This window comes from Pantoea sp. AG702, from assembly GCF_003182295.1.
Lineage (GTDB): Bacteria > Pseudomonadota > Gammaproteobacteria > Enterobacterales > Enterobacteriaceae > Pantoea > Pantoea ananatis.
Genome location: NZ_QGTU01000010.1, coordinates 1 through 17,496, shown reverse-complemented (window position 1 = coordinate 17,496; position 17,496 = coordinate 1). Strand labels below are relative to the sequence as shown.

Genomic DNA, 17,496 nt, shown 5'->3' with positions numbered 1-17,496 from the left:
AAGGCCTCACTGCCTTCTGTCAGTGTGGTTTGTGAATCAGTGTGTGGCTTTTTAACGATCAATCCGGGTGATTTTTGACCCGTATAAAGAGTAACGACCACAAAGGCATAAGGTTTATAGGCTAACTGTAATCAAACTGTAATAATTTCTGAGGTAATGCACTTGACCAGATGAAATGGTCTTAAGGACGCTGTGGGTGAAGGGGTAAAACATTAGATAAAACAGCAGGCAATCATCAGAGGGTGCGTATTTGAGACGGGCAAACTCACCCGAGCGCGGGTGGGTTAAGGACGGCCGCACAGGCTGAGCGGACCGTCCTGACGAGAATGGACTTAACCCGTGTTACGCATGCCAGCAGCGACACCGGCAATCGTCACCATCAGCGCCTGTTCGACGCGCGCATCCGGTTCGTCACCGCGAGCTTCTTGAGCACGTGAACGGTGAAGCAGTTCAGCCTGCAGTACGTTCAGGGGATCGGTATACACGTTGCGCAGGGCAATGGATTCGGCAATCCACGGCTGATCCGCCATCAGGTGTGAATCGTTGGCGATGGTCAGCACGGCTTTGATATCGGCATCCAGCTGGTCACGCAGCTGTTGACCTAATGGCCACAAGGATTTGTCCACTAGTCGCTGGTCGTAATATTCCGCCAGCCACAGGTCTGCTTTAGAGAACACCATCTCCAGCATACCGAGGCGGGTTGAGAAAAACGGCCAGTCGCGACACATCGCTTCGAGCTGATCCTGATGGCCTGCCAGCATCGCCTGCTGCAGCGCCGCACCTGCACCCAGCCATGCCGGGAGCATCAGACGGTTTTGGGTCCAGGCGAAGATCCAGGGAATGGCGCGCAGGGATTCCACACCGCCGGTAGGACGGCGTTTGGCCGGGCGTGAACCCAGTGGCAGCTTGCCCAGTTCCTGCTCTGGGGTGGCTGAACGGAAGTAGGGCACAAAGTCGGCGTTTTCGCGCACGTAGCCCCGGTACATGGCACAGGAATCCGCAGAAAGCTGATTCATAATACTGCGCCATTCCGGTTTAGGTTCCGGCGGTGGCATCAGGTTAGCTTCCAGTATCGCACCGGTATAGAGCGACAGGCTGGCGATAGTCACTTCCGGTAAACCGTATTTAAAGCGGATCATTTCGCCCTGCTCGGTAACGCGCAGGCCGCCCTTCAGGCTGCCTGGCGGCTGAGACAGCAGTGCAGCATGTGCCGGCGCGCCGCCGCGACCGATAGTACCGCCACGTCCGTGGAACAAGGTCAGTGACACTCCGGCTTTTTCGCAGGTTTTAATCAGCGCATCCTGCGCCTGATACTGCGCCCAACTGGCCGCCATGACGCCGGCATCTTTCGCCGAGTCGGAATAGCCAATCATGACCATCTGTTTGCCCTGAATAAAGCCGCGATACCAGTCAATGTTGAGCAGCTTGCTCATCACATCGTTGGCATTGTTGAGGTCATCAAGCGTTTCAAACAGCGGTGCAACCGGCATCGCAAAAGGTATACCGGCTTCTTTTAGTAACAGGTGGACGGCCAGCACATCCGACGGCGTTTTTGCCATCGAAATCACATAGGCGGCGATAGAGCCCTGAGGCGCTTCCGCTACCACTTTGCAGGTTTCCAGCACTTCGCGGGTTTCATCACTCGGTTCCCAACTGCGCGGCAGTAAAGGGCGCTTAGAGTTCAGCTCGCGGATCAGGAACGCTTGCTTGTCGGCTTCTGACCAGCTCTCATAATCGCCCAGCCCAAGGTAGCGGGTAATCTCTGCAATGGCTTCGGTGTGACGGGTGCTTTCCTGACGAACATCAATGCGGACCAGCGGCACGCCGAAGCATTTCACGCGGCGCAGCGTATCCAGCAGTTGGCCGTTGGCAATGATGCTCATGCCACACTGCTGCAGGGATTGATAGATCGCATACAGCGGGTCCCAAAGCTGAGCGTTAGAGACCAGTAGGTCAGCCGGACGTGGTAAACGTTCGCCTTTGAGGCGACGTTCCAGATAAGCCTGCGTGCTCATTAGCTGGCTGCGCAGACGCTTCAAAATCACGCGATAAGGTTCGAGCGCTTCAGGATCGCCACTGAGATCGGCCACTTCCTGGCTGCATTCAGACATCGACAGTTCTGAAATCAGTACGCCAATGTCACGCAGGAACAGGTCGGTGGCTTTCCAGCGGCTGAGCTGCATGACGTGGCGGGTGATGGAGGCCGTGACATTGGGGTTGCCGTCACGGTCACCGCCCATCCAGGAGGTAAACTGCACCGGAACGAAATCGACCGGCAGCTTAATGCCAAACGTCTCTTCTACCTGTTCATTCAGCTCACGCAGAAACGCAGGTACGCCTTCCCACAGGCTGTTTTCAACGACGGCAAAGCCCCATTTGGCTTCATCCACGGGCGTTGGACGGTATTTACGGATCTCATCCGTATGCCAGGCCTGAGCGACCAGTTGGCGCAGGCGGCGCATAATCTGGTTACGCTCGTAGTCAGAAATATCGCTGTGATCGAGCTGTTCAAGACAGCTGTTAACTTCGCCCAGTTTATGAATCAGCGTACGACGCGTAATTTCTGTGGGATGGGCGGTCAACACCAGTTCCAGCGACAGGGATTCAATCGCCGCGTGAATAGCACTTTCACTAAGATTGTTTTGTTTGAGCGTTTCGAAGGTCTTTTTTAACAACTCGGGATGATTCGCGCCATCGCCGCTGCGGGAAATGGTTTGATACTGTTCAGCCACGTTAGTGAGGTTCAGGAACTGACTGAAAGCACGTGCGACGGGCAACAACTCGTCATTTGACAGGTTCTGCAGCGTATTCAGCAACGCCTTACGATGCGTGTCATTGCCAGCACGGGATGATTTAGACAGCTTACGGATGGTTTCCACCTGGTCCAGGATGTTCTCTCCCAGCGCATCCTTAATCGTATCCCCGAGCAGTTTGCCGAGCATACTGACATTACTTCGCATTGCGGAATATTGTTCGTTCATGTGACCCTGACACCCTTATCGTCTTGATAAACCTCTATACCCGGTCTTTTCAGGCAGCACAAAAGCCAGCAACGTTGTCCTCTCGGTACTGCCCGAGGTTCTTCAGTTGCTGCCTGTCGCAAGCTGAATAAAGTGGGATGATTGCCCCGTAGGTATAACATCGTCTTTTATCTAGCCACGTAATCATCCGTTCGTCAATTGACTTAAAGTGAAGGAAACATGCAGCTAACTGCTGGAAATTCATGGAATTTGATAGGGGAGAAGCGGGATAAGTTATTCTTATTATCAAATCCCGCAGAATGGCGGGGCATTTTGCTGTTAATTCAGTGAAATGCCCCGATTAATGATAATTAGTGACAGAAATGCTGCACAACCTGGCTTATCAGTGCACGGGTAGGCTTAATAAATGCGGTATCGATAAACTCGTCTGGCTGGTGCGCCTGATTGATCGATCCTGGGCCCAGTACCAGGGTTGGGCAGAGTTGCTGAATAAAAGGCGCTTCAGTGCAGTAATTCACCACTTCCGTCTGAATCCCCAGCAGCGTTTCTACCACTTTAACCAGTTCATGATCAGCGGGGCACTCGTAGCCGGGAATCGGTGGATGCAGTTCTTCAATGGTGATCCGTCCCGGCCAGCGTTCGCTTACCGGTGCCAGTGCTTCATTTAGCAGCCCGTCGAGATCGCTCAGCGTAAGGCCCGGCAGGGGCCGAATATCCATATGCAATTCGCAGCAGGCACAGATACGGTTTGCCGCATCGCCGCCGTGAATATGACCAAAGTTCATGGTCGGATAGGGGATGGCAAAGCCATCGTGGTGGTAACGTGATTTGAGTGTGTTACGCAACTGCATGAGTTCGGTAATCGACTCATGCATTAGCTCAATGGCATTGACGCCGCGTCCGGGATCGCTGGAGTGGCCCGATTGTCCCTGAATGCGAATCGCATTAGATATATGGCCTTTGTGCGCCCGCACCGGCTTTAGCGAGGTCGGTTCGCCAATAATGGCGCAGTCGGGGCGAAGCTGGGTGGACTCTGCAAAATATTTCGCCCCTGCCATCGTGGTTTCTTCATCGGCGGTCGCCAAAATGTACAGCGGCTTACTCAGGGTTGTCATATCCACATCACGTAGCGTGTCCAGAATAAACGCAAAGAAGCCTTTCATATCGGCGGTGCCCAGACCGTACAGCTTGTTGTCATGTTCGGTCAGGGTAAAGGGATCGCGAGTCCAGCGACCATCATCGAACGGAACGGTATCGGTATGCCCGGCAAGCAGCAGGCCGCCCGCGCCGTTTCCGGTGCGCGCCAGCATATTAAATTTATGACGTGTTCCGGGTACGGGCTGTACTTCCACAGCAAAACCCAGGTCGCGGAACCAGCCAGCCAGTAAATTGATTAAAGTTTCATTGCTCTGATCGAGTGCGGCATCGGTTGCGCTGATCGACGGCGTAGCGATCAACTGGCGGTATAGTTCGATAAAAGGCGGTAATTTTGTCTTCACTGTTGACGGTCCTTGAGTTAGGATGTATCAATATTCATGCATTAATAGTGAATAAAAATACATTAACGTCGTGTGCATGTGAACCTTAAATCGCTGCAAACGACATCGTGGGCAACGGGGCAAGGCCGCGACCCGGAACGTGTGACTGTAATAAAGGTATACAGCCTGATGTTGAATACGCTGATCGTTGGTGCCAGTGGTTACGCTGGCGTAGAGCTTGCCACCTTCCTTAATCGCCATCCACATATCAACATAACCGCTTTGGCGGTATCTGCGCAAAGTCTCGATGCGGGCAAGCGCCTGTCCGATCTTCATCCACAGCTGAAAGGCGTGGTGGATTTGCCGCTGCAGCCGTTGAGTGATGCCGCCGAATGGGCAGACAAAGTGGATGTGGTGTTTCTGGCGACCGCCCACGAAGTCAGCCATGACCTGGCCCCTGAATTTCTAAAAGCCGGTTGTGTGGTGTTCGATCTGTCAGGCGCGTTTCGCGTCAACGATGGCGATTTTTACACCCAGTTTTATGGCTTTACGCATCAGCACGGTGACTGGCTGGATAAAGCCGTTTACGGTCTTGCTGAGTTCCAGCAGGAAAAAATTAAAGAAGCACAGCTGGTGGCCGTACCGGGCTGCTATCCCACTGCCTCCCAGCTGGCGTTGAAGCCCGTGTTAGATGCGGGTTTGCTGAATGACGCGCAGTGGCCGGTAATTAACGCCACCAGCGGCGTGAGTGGGGCGGGGCGCAAAGCGAATGTCGGCACCAGCTTCTGCGAAGTCAGCCTGCAACCTTACGGTATTTTTAATCATCGTCATCATCCTGAGATTGTGGCGCACCTGGGAACGCCGGTGATTTTCACCCCGCACCTGGGCAGTTTTCCGCGTGGGATTCTGGCGACCGTTACCTGCCGCCTGAAGGCCGGCGTAAGCCGTGATGATGTTGCTGAAGCTTTTCATAACGCCTACCACGATAAGCCGCTGGTACGCGTGTACGAACAGGGCGTGCCGGCTCTGAAAGCGGTTGTCGGGCTACCCTACTGCGATATCGGGTTCGCCGTTCAGGGCGAACACCTGATTGTGGTGGCTGCAGAAGATAACCTGCTCAAAGGCGCGGCCTCCCAGGCGGTGCAGTGCCTTAATATTCGTTTCGGTTTCCCTGAAACGCAGTCACTGATTTAACGGACGAGTAAACCATGACCAATCCATTGATTATCAAGCTGGGCGGTGTGCTGTTAGACAGCGAAGAAGCGCTGGCCCGTTTATTTGACGCGCTGCTGGCCTATCGCTCCGCGCATCAGCGCCCGTTGATCGTCGTTCACGGCGGCGGCTGTCTGGTCGATGAACTGATGAAAAAACTGGCGCTGCCGGTGCAGAAAAAGAACGGCTTACGCGTTACGCCTGCCGACCAGATCGACATCATTACCGGCGCACTGGCGGGTACCGCGAACAAAACCCTGCTGGCCTGGGCGAAAAAATATGGCATTCACGCGGTAGGCCTTTGCCTGGGCGATGCAGGCCTGGTTAATGTCACGCAGCTGGATGAAGCACTCGGTCATGTGGGCCACGCCACGCCGGGTAATCCCGCGTTGGTCAATACATTGCTTGCGGCGGGTTATATGCCTGTTGTCAGCTCAATTGGCATTACCGATGACGGCCAGTTAATGAACGTCAATGCGGATCAGGCCGCCACGGCGCTGGCATCAACGCTGGGTGCTGATTTAGTCTTGTTGTCGGATGTCAGTGGCATTCTCGATGGCAAAGGCCAGCGCATTGCAGAGATGACGGCTGACAAAGCTGAACAGTTGATTGCGCAGGGCATCATCACCGATGGCATGATTGTTAAAGTGAACGCAGCGCTGGATGCTGCGCGCACGCTGGGCCGCCCGGTTGATATCGCCAGCTGGCGTCATGCCGAGCAACTGCCCGACCTTTTTAACGGTGTGTCCATTGGCACCCGGATTCTCGCTTAACGACTCAGATTCAAGGATTACGAAATGCAAACGCAAAACATCAAAAAAATCGTTCTGGCTTACTCTGGTGGTCTGGATACTTCCGCCATTATTCCCTGGCTGAAAGAAAACTATGGCGGCTGTGAAGTGGTCGCGTTTGTGGCTGATATCGGCCAGGAACGTAGCGATCTGGAAGGCGTTGAGAAGAAAGCGCTGCAGTCGGGTGCATCAGAATGCCACGTGGTTGATCTGCGTGAAGAGTTTATCAGCGACTACGTTTATCCGGTGCTGCAGACCGGTGCGCTGTATGAAGGAACTTACCTACTGGGCACCTCAATGGCGCGTCCTATCATCGCTAAAGCGCAGGTTGAGCTGGCGCTGAAAGTCGGTGCTGATGCCCTGTGCCACGGTGCGACCGGTAAAGGCAATGACCAGGTACGTTTTGAAACCACCTATACCGCGCTGGCACCCCAGCTGAAAGTGGTTGCGCCATGGCGCGAATGGAACCTGCGTTCACGTGAAGCGCTGCTGGATTATCTGAAAGAGCGCAATATCCCGACCACCGCTTCGCTGGAAAAAATCTACAGCCGTGATGAAAACGCCTGGCATATTTCTACCGAAGGCGGCGTGCTGGAGAGCCCGTCTAATGCGCCGAATAAAGATTGCTGGGTCTGGACCGTTGATCCGCTGGAAGCCCCGGATCAGCCTGAAGACGTGACGGTAACCGTTGAAAAAGGGCGCGTTGTCGCGGTGAACGGCGAGAAACTGAGCCCGTTCCAGTGTCTGGAAAAGTTGAACGTGCTGGGTGCTAAACACGGCGTAGGTCGTATCGATATCGTTGAAAACCGTCTGGTGGGCATTAAATCACGCGGCTGTTACGAAACTCCCGGCGGCACCATCATGGTTAACGCACTGCGTGCGGTTGAGCAACTGGTTCTGGATCGCGACAGCTTCAAATGGCGTGAGCAGCTGGGCCATGAAATGTCCTATGTGGTTTACGATGGTCGCTGGTTTGCACCGCTGCGTAAGTCTATCCAGGCGGCGGCAGAGTCGCTGGCAGAAGAAGTCAACGGTGAAGTGGTCCTGCAACTTTACAAAGGCCAGGCCACGGCGACGCAGAAGCGTTCAGCCAACAGCCTGTATTCCGAAGAGTTTGCAACCTTCGGCGAAGACGAAGTTTACGATCATCGTCATGCCGGCGGCTTTATCCGTCTGTTCTCACTCTCTTCACGTATTCGTGCATTGAACGAGCAGAAGAAGTAATCGCAGGCGAGGATCGCCTCGCCTCTCAGTATGACCTCAGGGGCGGCTTTCAGGCCGCCCCTGGTTTAACGACTTGAAGGAGATTCACATGGCACTTTGGGGTGGACGCTTTACCCAGGCAGCAGATCAACGTTTCAAACAGTTCAACGACTCGCTGCGTTTTGATTACCGCCTGGCTGAGCAGGACATCATTGGCTCAGTGGCCTGGTCCAAAGCGCTGGTGACGGTAAATGTTCTGACCGGTGATGAGCAGCAGCAGCTGGAAGCCGCATTGAATGCATTGCTGGAAGAGGTTCGTGCCAATCCTGAGCAAATTCTGCAAAGTGATGCCGAAGATATTCACAGCTGGGTTGAAGGCCAGTTGATCGAGAAAGTCGGCGCGCTGGGCAAAAAACTGCACACCGGCCGTAGCCGTAATGACCAGGTAGCCACCGACCTGAAGCTGTGGTGTAAGGAGCAGGTCGCCGCACTGCTGGGGGCCACACGTGAGCTGCAGCAGGCGCTGGTCGCCACCGCCGAAGTGAACCAGGACGCGGTGATGCCGGGCTATACGCATTTGCAGCGGGCGCAGCCGGTGACCTTTGCGCATTGGTGCCTCGCCTATGTTGAAATGCTGGCGCGCGATGAAAGCCGTTTGCAGGATACGTTGAAGCGTCTTGATATTAGCCCACTGGGTTGTGGCGCGCTGGCAGGAACGGCGTATGACATCGATCGTGAGCAGCTGGCTGGCTGGTTAGGTTTTGCTTCTGCCACGCGTAACAGCCTGGACACCGTGTCCGATCGTGACCATGTTCTGGAACTGCTCTCGGATGCGTCAATCGGTATGGTACATCTGTCGCGCTTTGCTGAAGACATGATTTTCTTTAACACAGGCGAAGCCGGCTTTATCGAACTCTCAGATAAAGTCACCTCGGGTTCATCCCTGATGCCACAGAAGAAAAACCCGGATGCGCTGGAGCTGATTCGCGGCAAGTGTGGCCGTGTACAGGGCGCGTTAACCGGAATGATGATGACGCTGAAAGGTCTGCCGCTCGCCTACAACAAAGACATGCAGGAAGACAAAGAAGGGCTGTTCGACGCGCTGGATACCTGGCTGGACTGCCTGCACATGTCGGTTCTTGTCCTGGATGGCCTGCAGGTGAAACGTCCTCGCTGCCAGGAAGCGGCAGAGCAGGGCTACGCTAACTCAACCGAGCTGGCTGACTACCTCGTTGCCAAAGGCGTGCCGTTCCGTGAGGCTCACCACATTGTCGGTGAAACGGTCGTTGAAGCGATAAAACAGGGCGTTGCGCTGGAAGCGCTGACGCTGGCGCAGTTAAAGCAGTTTAGTAGCGTGATAGAGGACGATGTCTATCCTGTTCTGGCCCTAAAATCCTGTCTGGATAAGCGTAATGCGCAGGGTGGGGTTTCGCCCGGTCAGGTTGCCCGTGCTATCGCGGATGCCAAAACACGCTTAGCGTAAACGGCAGGCAAAAAAAAGCGGGCATCAGATGCCCGCCAACCTCTAGCTTCAGAAACTACTTTTATTTTAGGCACATCATCAGAGCCGCGGCGCTCCCGGCCGATGCTCAGATTCGTAACGTTTACCCTCTACGCGTTTTAGGGAAGCCTGACAGCGCTTCTCGTCTTTTTTTTGGCGAAGGGCTCACGACTGTTGAAAACAGGGAGAACACCGTTTTCAACGTTCAGAAAACATTTCCCTGGGTGGCAATGAATCTGAATTGATGTGGGCATTATTCCCATCCGCTCTTGATAGGGCCAATCGTTGGTTGCTATTCTATCTATCGCCACGAGCTATCGTGGAATGGAGGGTAATAATGAATATCCGTGATCTTGAATATCTGGTTTCGCTTGCTGAACATCGTCATTTCCGACGTGCAGCGGATGCCTGCCATGTCAGTCAGCCCACGTTGAGCGGACAGATCCGTAAATTAGAAGACGAATTAGGTGTCATGCTGCTGGAGCGTACCAGCCGCAAAGTGCTGTTTACTCAGGCCGGCCTGTTGCTGGTCGACCAGGCGCGTACCGTTCTGCGTGAAGTCAAAGTGCTGAAAGAGATGGCCAGTCAGCAAGGCGAAGCGATGTCAGGGCCACTGCATATTGGGCTTATCCCCACGACCGGCCCTTATTTGCTGCCGCAGATCATTCCAATGCTGCATCAGACCTTTCCAAAGCTGGAAATGTATCTGCATGAAGCGCAGACGCAGCAACTGCTGGCGCAGCTCGACAGCGGCAAACTGGACTGTGCGATTCTGGCGTTGGTGAAAGAAAGCGAAGCCTTTATCGAGGTCCCGCTGTTTGATGAGCCGATGAAGCTGGCCGTCTATGAAGATCACCCATGGCGCGATCGTGACCGCGTGCCGATGTCCGATCTGGCGGGCGAAAAGCTGCTAATGCTGGAAGACGGTCATTGCCTGCGCGATCAGGCGATGGGCTTTTGCTTTGAAGCAGGTGCAGACGAAGATACGCATTTCCGCGCGACCAGCCTGGAAACCTTGCGCAATATGGTTGCGGCGGGAAGCGGGATCACGTTACTGCCTGCACTGGCCGTACCGGATCAGCGTATTCGTGACGGCGTTTGTTATCTCCCGTGCTACAAACCGGTCCCCCAACGCACTATCGCACTGGTATACCGTCCCGGTTCACCCCTGCGCAGTCGTTATGAACAACTGGCAGAGGCAATCCGAACGCACATGCAAGGCTATTTCGATACGACGTTAAAACAGGCGGTTTAAGCCGTTTAACGCCGCAACACGATAGGCTTCGGCCATGGTGGGATAGTTAAAGGTGGTATTCACAAAGTACTCGATTGTGTTGCCACCATTTTTTTGCTCCATAATCGCCTGACCGATATGGATGATCTCCGCCGCGCGCTCGCCAAAACAATGAATGCCTAAAATTTCTTTGGTTTCGCGGTGGAACAAGATCTTCAGGCTACCCACATTCATTCCAACGATTTGCGCACGCGCCAGATGTTTGAACTGAGCACGACCCACTTCGTATGGCACTTTCATTGCCGTCAGCTGCTGCTCGGTTTTCCCCACAGAACTGATTTCCGGAATGGTATAGATCCCGGTCGGGATGTCTTCTATCAGATGCGCTGAGGCTTCACCTTTCATAATGGCCTGCGCGGCAATACGGCCCTGATCGTAAGCAGCGGATGCCAGACTTGGATAACCAATCACGTCGCCTACCGCATAAATGTGCGGCTGAGCTGTCTGATACATGCTGTTCACTTTCAGCAGGCCACGTCCGTCTGCTTCTAGACCGACATTTTCCAGCGACAGCGAATCAGTGTTACCGGTACGACCATTCGCATACAGCAGGCAATCCGCTTTTACTTTCTTGCCGGATTTAAGGTGCATGATCACGCCGTCATCTACGCCTTCAATTTTCTCGAACTCTTCATTGTGACGAATCACCACGCCGCTGTTCCAGAAGTGATAGGACAGCGAGTCGGACATCTCCTGGTCAAGAAATGCCAGCAGCCGGTCACGGGTGTTAATCAAATCAACTTTGACGTTAAGTCCACGGAAAATAGAAGCATATTCACAGCCAATGACACCGGCGCCATAAATGATCACGTGGCCAGGTTCATGGTGCAGGTTGAGAATAGAATCGGAGTCGTAAATGCGTGGATGGGTAAAGTCGACATCGTGGGGATGATAAGGGCGTGAACCGCAGGCGATGATAAACTTCTCGGCGGTCAGTTTTTCGCGCGTACCGTCATGATGTTCTACCTCGACCGTGTTGGCATCAACAAAATGGGCATCGCCCTGAAAGAGTTCGCAGCGGTTACGCTCGTAAAAACCCTGACGCATCGCCGTTTGCTGGTTGATCACGCTCTCCGTGTGATTAAGGATATCGGCAAAGGATGAACGAAGCAGTCGGGTGTGGTCGCTGTAAAGGGGATTTTGATTGAACTCGATGATGCGGCTAACAGCGTGACGGAGGGCTTTTGAAGGGATGGTTCCCCAGTGAGTACAGCCGCCGCCGATGTTGTGATAGCGTTCGATAACCGCGATGCGTGCGCCTTGCTTGACCAGTCCCATCGCCGCACCTTCGCCGCCGGGTCCTGAACCAATCACTATAACATCGTAATCGTAAGACTTTTGCATACCGATACGTCCTATTATTTATACATTTTTACAACGAGATTCTAACATCTCACCGCGCACTTCTGAATTCTAACAGCGATTTTCATCACGTTTTGCCTTTCAGTGGTGTTTAACAAGCCGTCACAAAGTTTGCCCGACTGTACGCTGAATATTTTGTTATAGTGCTGTTTCAGAACCTCACAAGGCAGAGAGAATGGGTGTCAGAGCGCAACAAAAAGAACGTACACGGCGTACACTCATCGAAGCTGCATTCAGTCAGCTCAGCGCCGAGCGCAGTTTTGCCAGCCTGAGCCTACGTGAAGTTGCCAGGGAAGCCGGCATTGCGCCCACGTCTTTTTATCGGCATTTCAAAGATGTTGATGAGTTAGGTCTGACGATGGTTGACGAAAGTGGACTGATGTTGCGCCAGCTGATGCGCCAGGCACGCCAGCGTATCGCAAAAGGTGGCAGCATTATTAAAACCTCTATCGCCACATTCATGGAGTTCATCGAGAATAACCCCAATGCGTTTCGCTTGTTATTGCGCGAACGTTCAGGGACTTCTGCGGCCTTTCGCGCTGCTGTTGCACGTGAAATTCAACATTTTATTGCTGAACTGGCTGACTATCTTGAGGTCGAAAATCGCATGCCGCGCAGCTTCACCGAAGCGCAGGCTGAAGCGATGGTGACGATTGTTTTTAGCGCGGGTGCTGAAGCGCTGGACATTGATATCGAGCAGCGACGTAAGCTGGAAGATCGTCTGGTATTACAGTTACGCATGATCGCCAAAGGCGCTTATTACTGGTATCGCCGGGAACAAGAACGCCTGGCGGTAACCCTGGATAAACCTGAAGAGATATGAATAAGGACCCTGCCATGACCCACCCAAGCTCCCGTGATAAAGGCACGATGTTGCTGGCTTTTATTACCGGCCTTGCTATGAACGGCTCGTTCTCCGTGCTGTTTAGTGCTTTTGTTCCTTTTTCTATTTTTCCACTGATTGCGTTGGGGCTGTCGGCCTGGTGCCTGCATCAGCGTTATCTGAACAAAAACATGCCGGATGGCGTTCCCGGCCTTGCTGCCGCCTTTTTCCTGCTGGGCATTTTGGTTTACAGCGCGCTGGTCAGGGCAGAGTACCCGGATATTGGCTCTAATTTCATCCCGACCATTTTGATGGTTGGGCTGGTGTTCTGGATTGCCCTGCGTTACAAGCGCAACCGCAATCGGTAATTAAAAACGGGAACCTTCAGGTTCCCGTTTTTTTACGCTTTACGCGTTAGCAGCACGCCGCATTCCATATGGTGGGTGTACGGGAACTGGTCAAACAGCGCCAGCCGCGTGACGTCGTGCGTTTGCGCCAGTATCCGCAGATTGTCGCACAGGGTTTGCGGATTGCAGGAAATATAGAGAATGGCAGGATAAGCCTGCACCATCTTAACTGTTTCCTCATCCAGCCCGCTGCGCGGCGGATCGACAAAGATCGTCTCGCAGTCATAACTCTTCAGATCGATCCCTTCCAGCCGGTTAAAGCTGCGCACGCCATTCATCGCCTGCGTAAACTCTTCGGCCGCCATGCGAATAATCTGCACGTTATCAACCTGGTTGGCGGCAATATTGTACTGCGCTGACGCTACGGAAGGTTTGGCGATTTCTGTTGCCAGTACCCGGCGGAAATTTCGGGCCAGCGCCAGCGAGAAGTTGCCATTACCACAGTAGAGCTCCAGCAGATCGCCGCGAGAACCCGTGGTGACGTCCAGTGCCCATTCCAGCATTTGAATGTTCATGGCGGCGTTAGGCTGCGTAAAGCTGTTTTCTACCTGACGGTAAATCATCTCTTTACCGGCCACCGGCAAACGCTCATCGACATAATCTCGATCGAGGCAGATTTTGGTCTTGGTCGCGCGGCCAATCAGCTGGACATCAATACCTTCGGCCCGCAACTGATCGCGTAACGTGCTGGCGGCCTGCTGCCATTCCTCATCCAGTTTGCGGTGGTAGAGCAGCGAAATCACGATCTGATGACTCATCGTGGACAGGTAGTCGATCTGAAACAGCTTGTGGCGCAGCAGACGATTGTCCCGAATGGCCGCCATCATTTTTGGCATGACCTGATTGATTAACTCACTGGCCGCAGGAAACTGATCGACGCGTATGCGCTGTTTCGTCTCCTGATCGAAGATAATATGGTAGAGGTCATCACCTTCGTGCCAGATGCGGAATTCTGCTCGCATGCGGTAGTGACTGACGGGTGAACGAAACACCTCCACGGCGGGCGCAGCGAATGGCGTCATCATCGTTTCTAACCGACTGACTTTTTCCGCCAGCTGCGCGTCATACTGTTCAACAGGGAGATGTTCGGGTGTCATGTTTAATCCTGGTTAAGAGCTTACTTGCCGGGCGATTGTAGGCATTCACCTGCCGATGTCCAGTCTTGTACGCTGGCGCAGAAAGACGACGTGCGGAAGTCTGGACTTGCTCATGCGCTCTTCGTAGACTGCTGGCACCGGCCTCAGCCTTGAGTTAATAGGGAATCCAGTGTGAATCTGGAGCTGACGCGCAGCGGTAAGGAATGTCAGGGTGATTGCAATTGCAGACACTGTCCTGCGGGATGGGAAGTCATCACCTGCTATGATTCCCAGCCCGAAGACCTGCCGGTGTGACGTCGCCACTCTTACAGTCATCGCGTGCTATCGATTGTATGCCTGCGGCATCCTTTTTCTTTTGGATGCGATAAAAAATGAGTAAAACAAAAGCCTCGCTGTTTGCCTTCAGCGCAACGGCGATTTCCCTCTGGGCGCAAAATGGCTTTGCGCAGGGTAATGATGATACGCAAATCGTGACCGCCAATCGTTTTCAACAGCCAGTGTCGTCGGTGCTGGCCCCGACGACCGTGGTTACGCGTGAAGAGATTGATCGCTGGCAGTCCAAAAGCCTCATTGATGTCATGCGGCGTTTGCCGGGGGTGGATATTGCTCAAAACGGTGGACTGGGGCAGTTAAGCTCCATGTTTATTCGTGGAACCAATTCCAGCCATGTTCTTGTACTGATCGACGGTATTCGTCTTAACCAGGCTGGGATTTCGGGTTCTTCCGATCTCAGCCAGATCCCGCTGTCGCTGGTGCAACGAATCGAATACATCCGGGGTGCACGTTCGGCGGTTTATGGTTCAGATGCCATCGGCGGCGTCGTGAATATTATTACGGGCCGCGATAAGCCCGGCACCACGCTGACCGCAGGTGTGGGTTCTAACGGCTATCAGGCATACGATGGGTCCACCCAGCAGCGGCTGGGTGAGGCGACCACAGCCACTCTGGCGGGGAATTATACCTATACCAAAGGGTATGATGTGGTGGCTAACCTGCCTGATGCCTTTAGCGCGGCCCAGCCCGATCGTGATGGTTTTATGAGTAAAACCCTCTTTGGCACGGTGGAGCACCAATTTAACGATCAATTTAGTGGTTTTGTCCGTGGCTATGGTTTTGACAACCGCACTGCCTACGATGGACAGCAGGTATCTTTCGATCCCAATGCGTTTGTTGATACTCGCCAACTCTACAGTCAAAGCTGGGATAGCGGCTTGCGCTTCAATCAGGGCATCTATTCAACGCAGTTGGTGGCCAGTTACAGCCATACCAAAGACATTAACTACAGCCCTCAACTGGGGCGATATGACAGTACCGCGACCTTTGATGACATTGAGCAGTATAACGTGCAATGGGGCAACACATTGCAAGCAGAGCACGGCACCTTCAGCGGCGGCGTCGACTGGCAAAAAGAGGCGACTCAGCCTGGGACAAACTTCCTGAGTGAGGGCTACGAACAGCGCAACACCGGCCTTTACGCGACGACCCAACAAAAATTTGGCGATGTGACGTTGGAAGGCGCACTTCGTGGGGATGACAATAGCCAGTTTGGCTGGCATACCACATGGCAGACAGCCGCAGCCTGGGAATTTGTAGAAGGTTATCGTGTCTTTGCCAACTATGGCACGGCATTTAACGCCCCTAATTTTGGACAGCTATACAGTGGCTTTGGCGGTAACCCGGATCTCAACCCAGAGAAAAGCAAACAATGGGAAGGGGGTTTTGAAGGCCTGACAGGCCCGGTTAACTGGCGAATGTCGGGATACCGCAATGATATTGATGATTTGATCTCCTATACCAATAATCGCTATTACAATGTCAACCAGGCCCGGATAAAAGGCGTTGAAACAACGGCATCTTTTGATACTGGCGTGCTCTCTCATTCATTATCTTTTGACTATCTTGATGCTCGCGATGCGACGACAAATCAATGGCTGGCTCGTCGGGCAAAAGAACAGTTTAAATATCAGCTGGATTTAACGCTGTATGATTTCGACTGGTCAGTAAGTTATCAGTATCTTGGCCAGCGTTACGACACCAATTTCAACACGCTTGAAACGGTAAAGCTGGGCGGTGTCAGCCTGTGGGATCTCGCCGTATCGTATCCGGTCACATCACATCTTACCGTTCGTGGTAGAATCGCCAACCTGTTCGATAAAGATTACGAGACAGCGTATGGCTATCAGACTCCAGGAAGAGAGTATTACCTCAGCGGAAGCTACAGCTTCTGACCTGCGCCCGACTGTGCTGGTGTTTGACTCCGGCGTAGGCGGGCTTTCTGTCTATGATGAGGTTCGGCAACTTCTGCCGGACCTGCACTATCTTTATGCGTTCGACAACGCGGGCTTTCCCTACGGAGAGAAAACCGAGACCTTTATTGTCGAGCGCGTCGTGGCGATTGTTGATGCCATTACCCGCCGTCATCCCATTTCCCTGGTCATCATCGCCTGCAATACCGCCAGCACCGTGACACTGCCCGCATTACGTGAGCGATTTGCCTTTCCTGTCGTCGGCGTAGTGCCTGCGATTAAACCTGCTGCGCGTCTAACGCGTAACGGTGTGGTCGGGCTGCTTGCAACGCGCGCGACGGTTCGTCGCTCGTATACGCATGAGCTGGTGTCGCAGTTTGCCAAAACCTGCAAGATTGAAATGTTGGGTTCAGCCGAACTGGTTGAGCTGGCTGAGGCCAAACTCCATGGCGAAGAGGTGTCGATAGATGAAATCAGGCGCATTGTGCAACCCTGGTTACGTATGGCAGAGCCGCCGGACACAGTAGTGTTAGGCTGTACGCACTTTCCTTTGCTGCGCGATGAGCTGCAGCAGATCCTGCCGGAAGGGACGCGTTTAATTGATTCTGGGGCAGCCATAGCCAGACGAACGGCATGGCTACTGGAAAATGAAGCCCCTGAAGTCCGATCGTCACTGCAAAACGTGGCGTTTTGTACCGAGCTGGATGGCGAAGCGGTGCAATTGTCACCGGTTTTGCAGCGTTATGGCTTCCCATTGCTTGAAAAACTGGCGCTTTAGAAGGTTTTCGTTGAAAAAAACAGCACTCGGAAAATTTATTGAAATTAGCCCTTGTCAGCCGAAAAGAACTCCCTATAATGCGCCTCCACTGACACGGCACAACGGAATACGAAGCGCCGGGTTAAGTAAGGTTCAGAACGATTCGAACCGGTCAGTTAAGCAAAAATAAGTGCTTGACTGATAAAGCGGAAAGCGTAATATATGCAGCCCGCGCCACAGAGAAGTGTGGCACTGCTCTTTAACAATTTATCAGACAATCTGTGTGGGCACTCGCAGGATTGATATCAGCGTCTCCGGACGTAAAAAATATCAAAGCCTCACGA

Annotated in this window: 13 protein-coding genes and 1 riboswitch; of the genes, 9 read left to right on the top strand and 4 right to left on the bottom strand. The window is 53.4% G+C overall.

All coding sequences use genetic code 11. The features are described 5' to 3' along the window. Positions 1-332: 332 nt before the first annotated feature. Both ppc and argE read right to left on the bottom strand, forming a co-directional pair. Positions 333-2,981, bottom strand: a complete 2,649-nt coding sequence (gene ppc / locus DFO57_RS20345) for a phosphoenolpyruvate carboxylase (RefSeq protein WP_013027682.1) — start codon at positions 2,979-2,981, stop codon at positions 333-335. A 350-nt stretch (positions 2,982-3,331) separates the two neighbouring features. Continuing rightward, positions 3,332-4,480: an acetylornithine deacetylase gene (gene argE, locus DFO57_RS20340; RefSeq protein ID WP_110015641.1), complete on the bottom strand. Its 1,149-nt coding sequence runs from the start codon at positions 4,478-4,480 to the stop codon at positions 3,332-3,334. A 168-nt stretch (positions 4,481-4,648) separates the two neighbouring features. On the opposite strand from argE, the gene argC reads away from it, so the two are divergent. The 5 genes from argC (at position 4,649) to oxyR (ending at position 10,421) form a co-directional block, all read left to right on the top strand. After that, on the top strand, positions 4,649-5,653 hold the full coding sequence (gene argC, locus DFO57_RS20335) for an N-acetyl-gamma-glutamyl-phosphate reductase (protein ID WP_104932989.1): 1,005 nt from the start codon (positions 4,649-4,651) through the stop codon (positions 5,651-5,653). Between the two features lie 14 nt (positions 5,654-5,667). Next, positions 5,668-6,444 (top strand): acetylglutamate kinase, encoded by a 777-nt coding sequence (gene argB, locus DFO57_RS20330; protein WP_013027679.1) that lies wholly within the window; start codon positions 5,668-5,670, stop codon positions 6,442-6,444. Between the two features lie 24 nt (positions 6,445-6,468). Beyond that, a complete protein-coding gene (locus DFO57_RS20325; RefSeq protein ID WP_013027678.1) occupies positions 6,469-7,686 on the top strand; it encodes an argininosuccinate synthase in 1,218 nt (405 codons plus the stop codon). A gap of 88 nt (positions 7,687-7,774) precedes the next feature. Then, on the top strand, positions 7,775-9,148 hold the full coding sequence (gene argH / locus DFO57_RS20320; protein ID WP_014604772.1) for an argininosuccinate lyase: 1,374 nt from the start codon (positions 7,775-7,777) through the stop codon (positions 9,146-9,148). A gap of 355 nt (positions 9,149-9,503) precedes the next feature. Continuing rightward, entirely contained in the window at positions 9,504-10,421 is a 918-nt protein-coding gene (gene oxyR / locus DFO57_RS20315; RefSeq protein WP_015699323.1) for a DNA-binding transcriptional regulator OxyR, read from the top strand. Here oxyR and sthA read toward each other — a convergent pair. Beyond that, the gene (gene sthA / locus DFO57_RS20310; protein ID WP_013027675.1) at positions 10,404-11,804 is read right to left on the bottom strand and encodes a Si-specific NAD(P)(+) transhydrogenase; all 1,401 of its coding nucleotides are present in this window, start codon (positions 11,802-11,804) and stop codon (positions 10,404-10,406) included. The two genes, oxyR and sthA, sit on opposite strands and share 18 nt — an antisense overlap. Before the next feature lie 193 nt (positions 11,805-11,997). Here sthA and fabR point away from each other — a divergent pair, with 193 nt between their 5' ends. Beyond that, positions 11,998-12,645: an HTH-type transcriptional repressor FabR gene (fabR, locus tag DFO57_RS20305; RefSeq protein ID WP_013027674.1), complete on the top strand. Its 648-nt coding sequence runs from the start codon at positions 11,998-12,000 to the stop codon at positions 12,643-12,645. 14 nt (positions 12,646-12,659) lie between these two features. Then, positions 12,660-13,013, top strand: coding sequence for a YijD family membrane protein (locus DFO57_RS20300; RefSeq protein ID WP_014604773.1), 354 nt, complete (start codon positions 12,660-12,662; stop codon positions 13,011-13,013). Between the two features lie 32 nt (positions 13,014-13,045). On the opposite strand, the gene trmA is transcribed toward DFO57_RS20300, so the two are convergent. Continuing rightward, positions 13,046-14,149 (bottom strand): tRNA (uridine(54)-C5)-methyltransferase TrmA, encoded by a 1,104-nt coding sequence (gene trmA / locus DFO57_RS20295; RefSeq protein ID WP_013027672.1) that lies wholly within the window; start codon positions 14,147-14,149, stop codon positions 13,046-13,048. Between the two features lie 121 nt (positions 14,150-14,270). Continuing rightward, a riboswitch (cobalamin riboswitch) is annotated at positions 14,271-14,454 on the top strand. Between the two features lie 66 nt (positions 14,455-14,520). Between trmA and btuB the strand changes: the two genes are divergently transcribed. Together btuB and murI are read left to right on the top strand one after the other, a co-directional pair. Next, on the top strand, positions 14,521-16,377 hold the full coding sequence (gene btuB / locus DFO57_RS20290) for a TonB-dependent vitamin B12 receptor BtuB (protein WP_105079986.1): 1,857 nt from the start codon (positions 14,521-14,523) through the stop codon (positions 16,375-16,377). Further along, entirely contained in the window at positions 16,322-17,173 is an 852-nt protein-coding gene (murI, locus tag DFO57_RS20285) for a glutamate racemase (RefSeq protein ID WP_013027670.1), read from the top strand. Before btuB ends, murI begins: the two co-directional genes overlap by 56 nt. Positions 17,174-17,496: the final 323 nt, after the last annotated feature.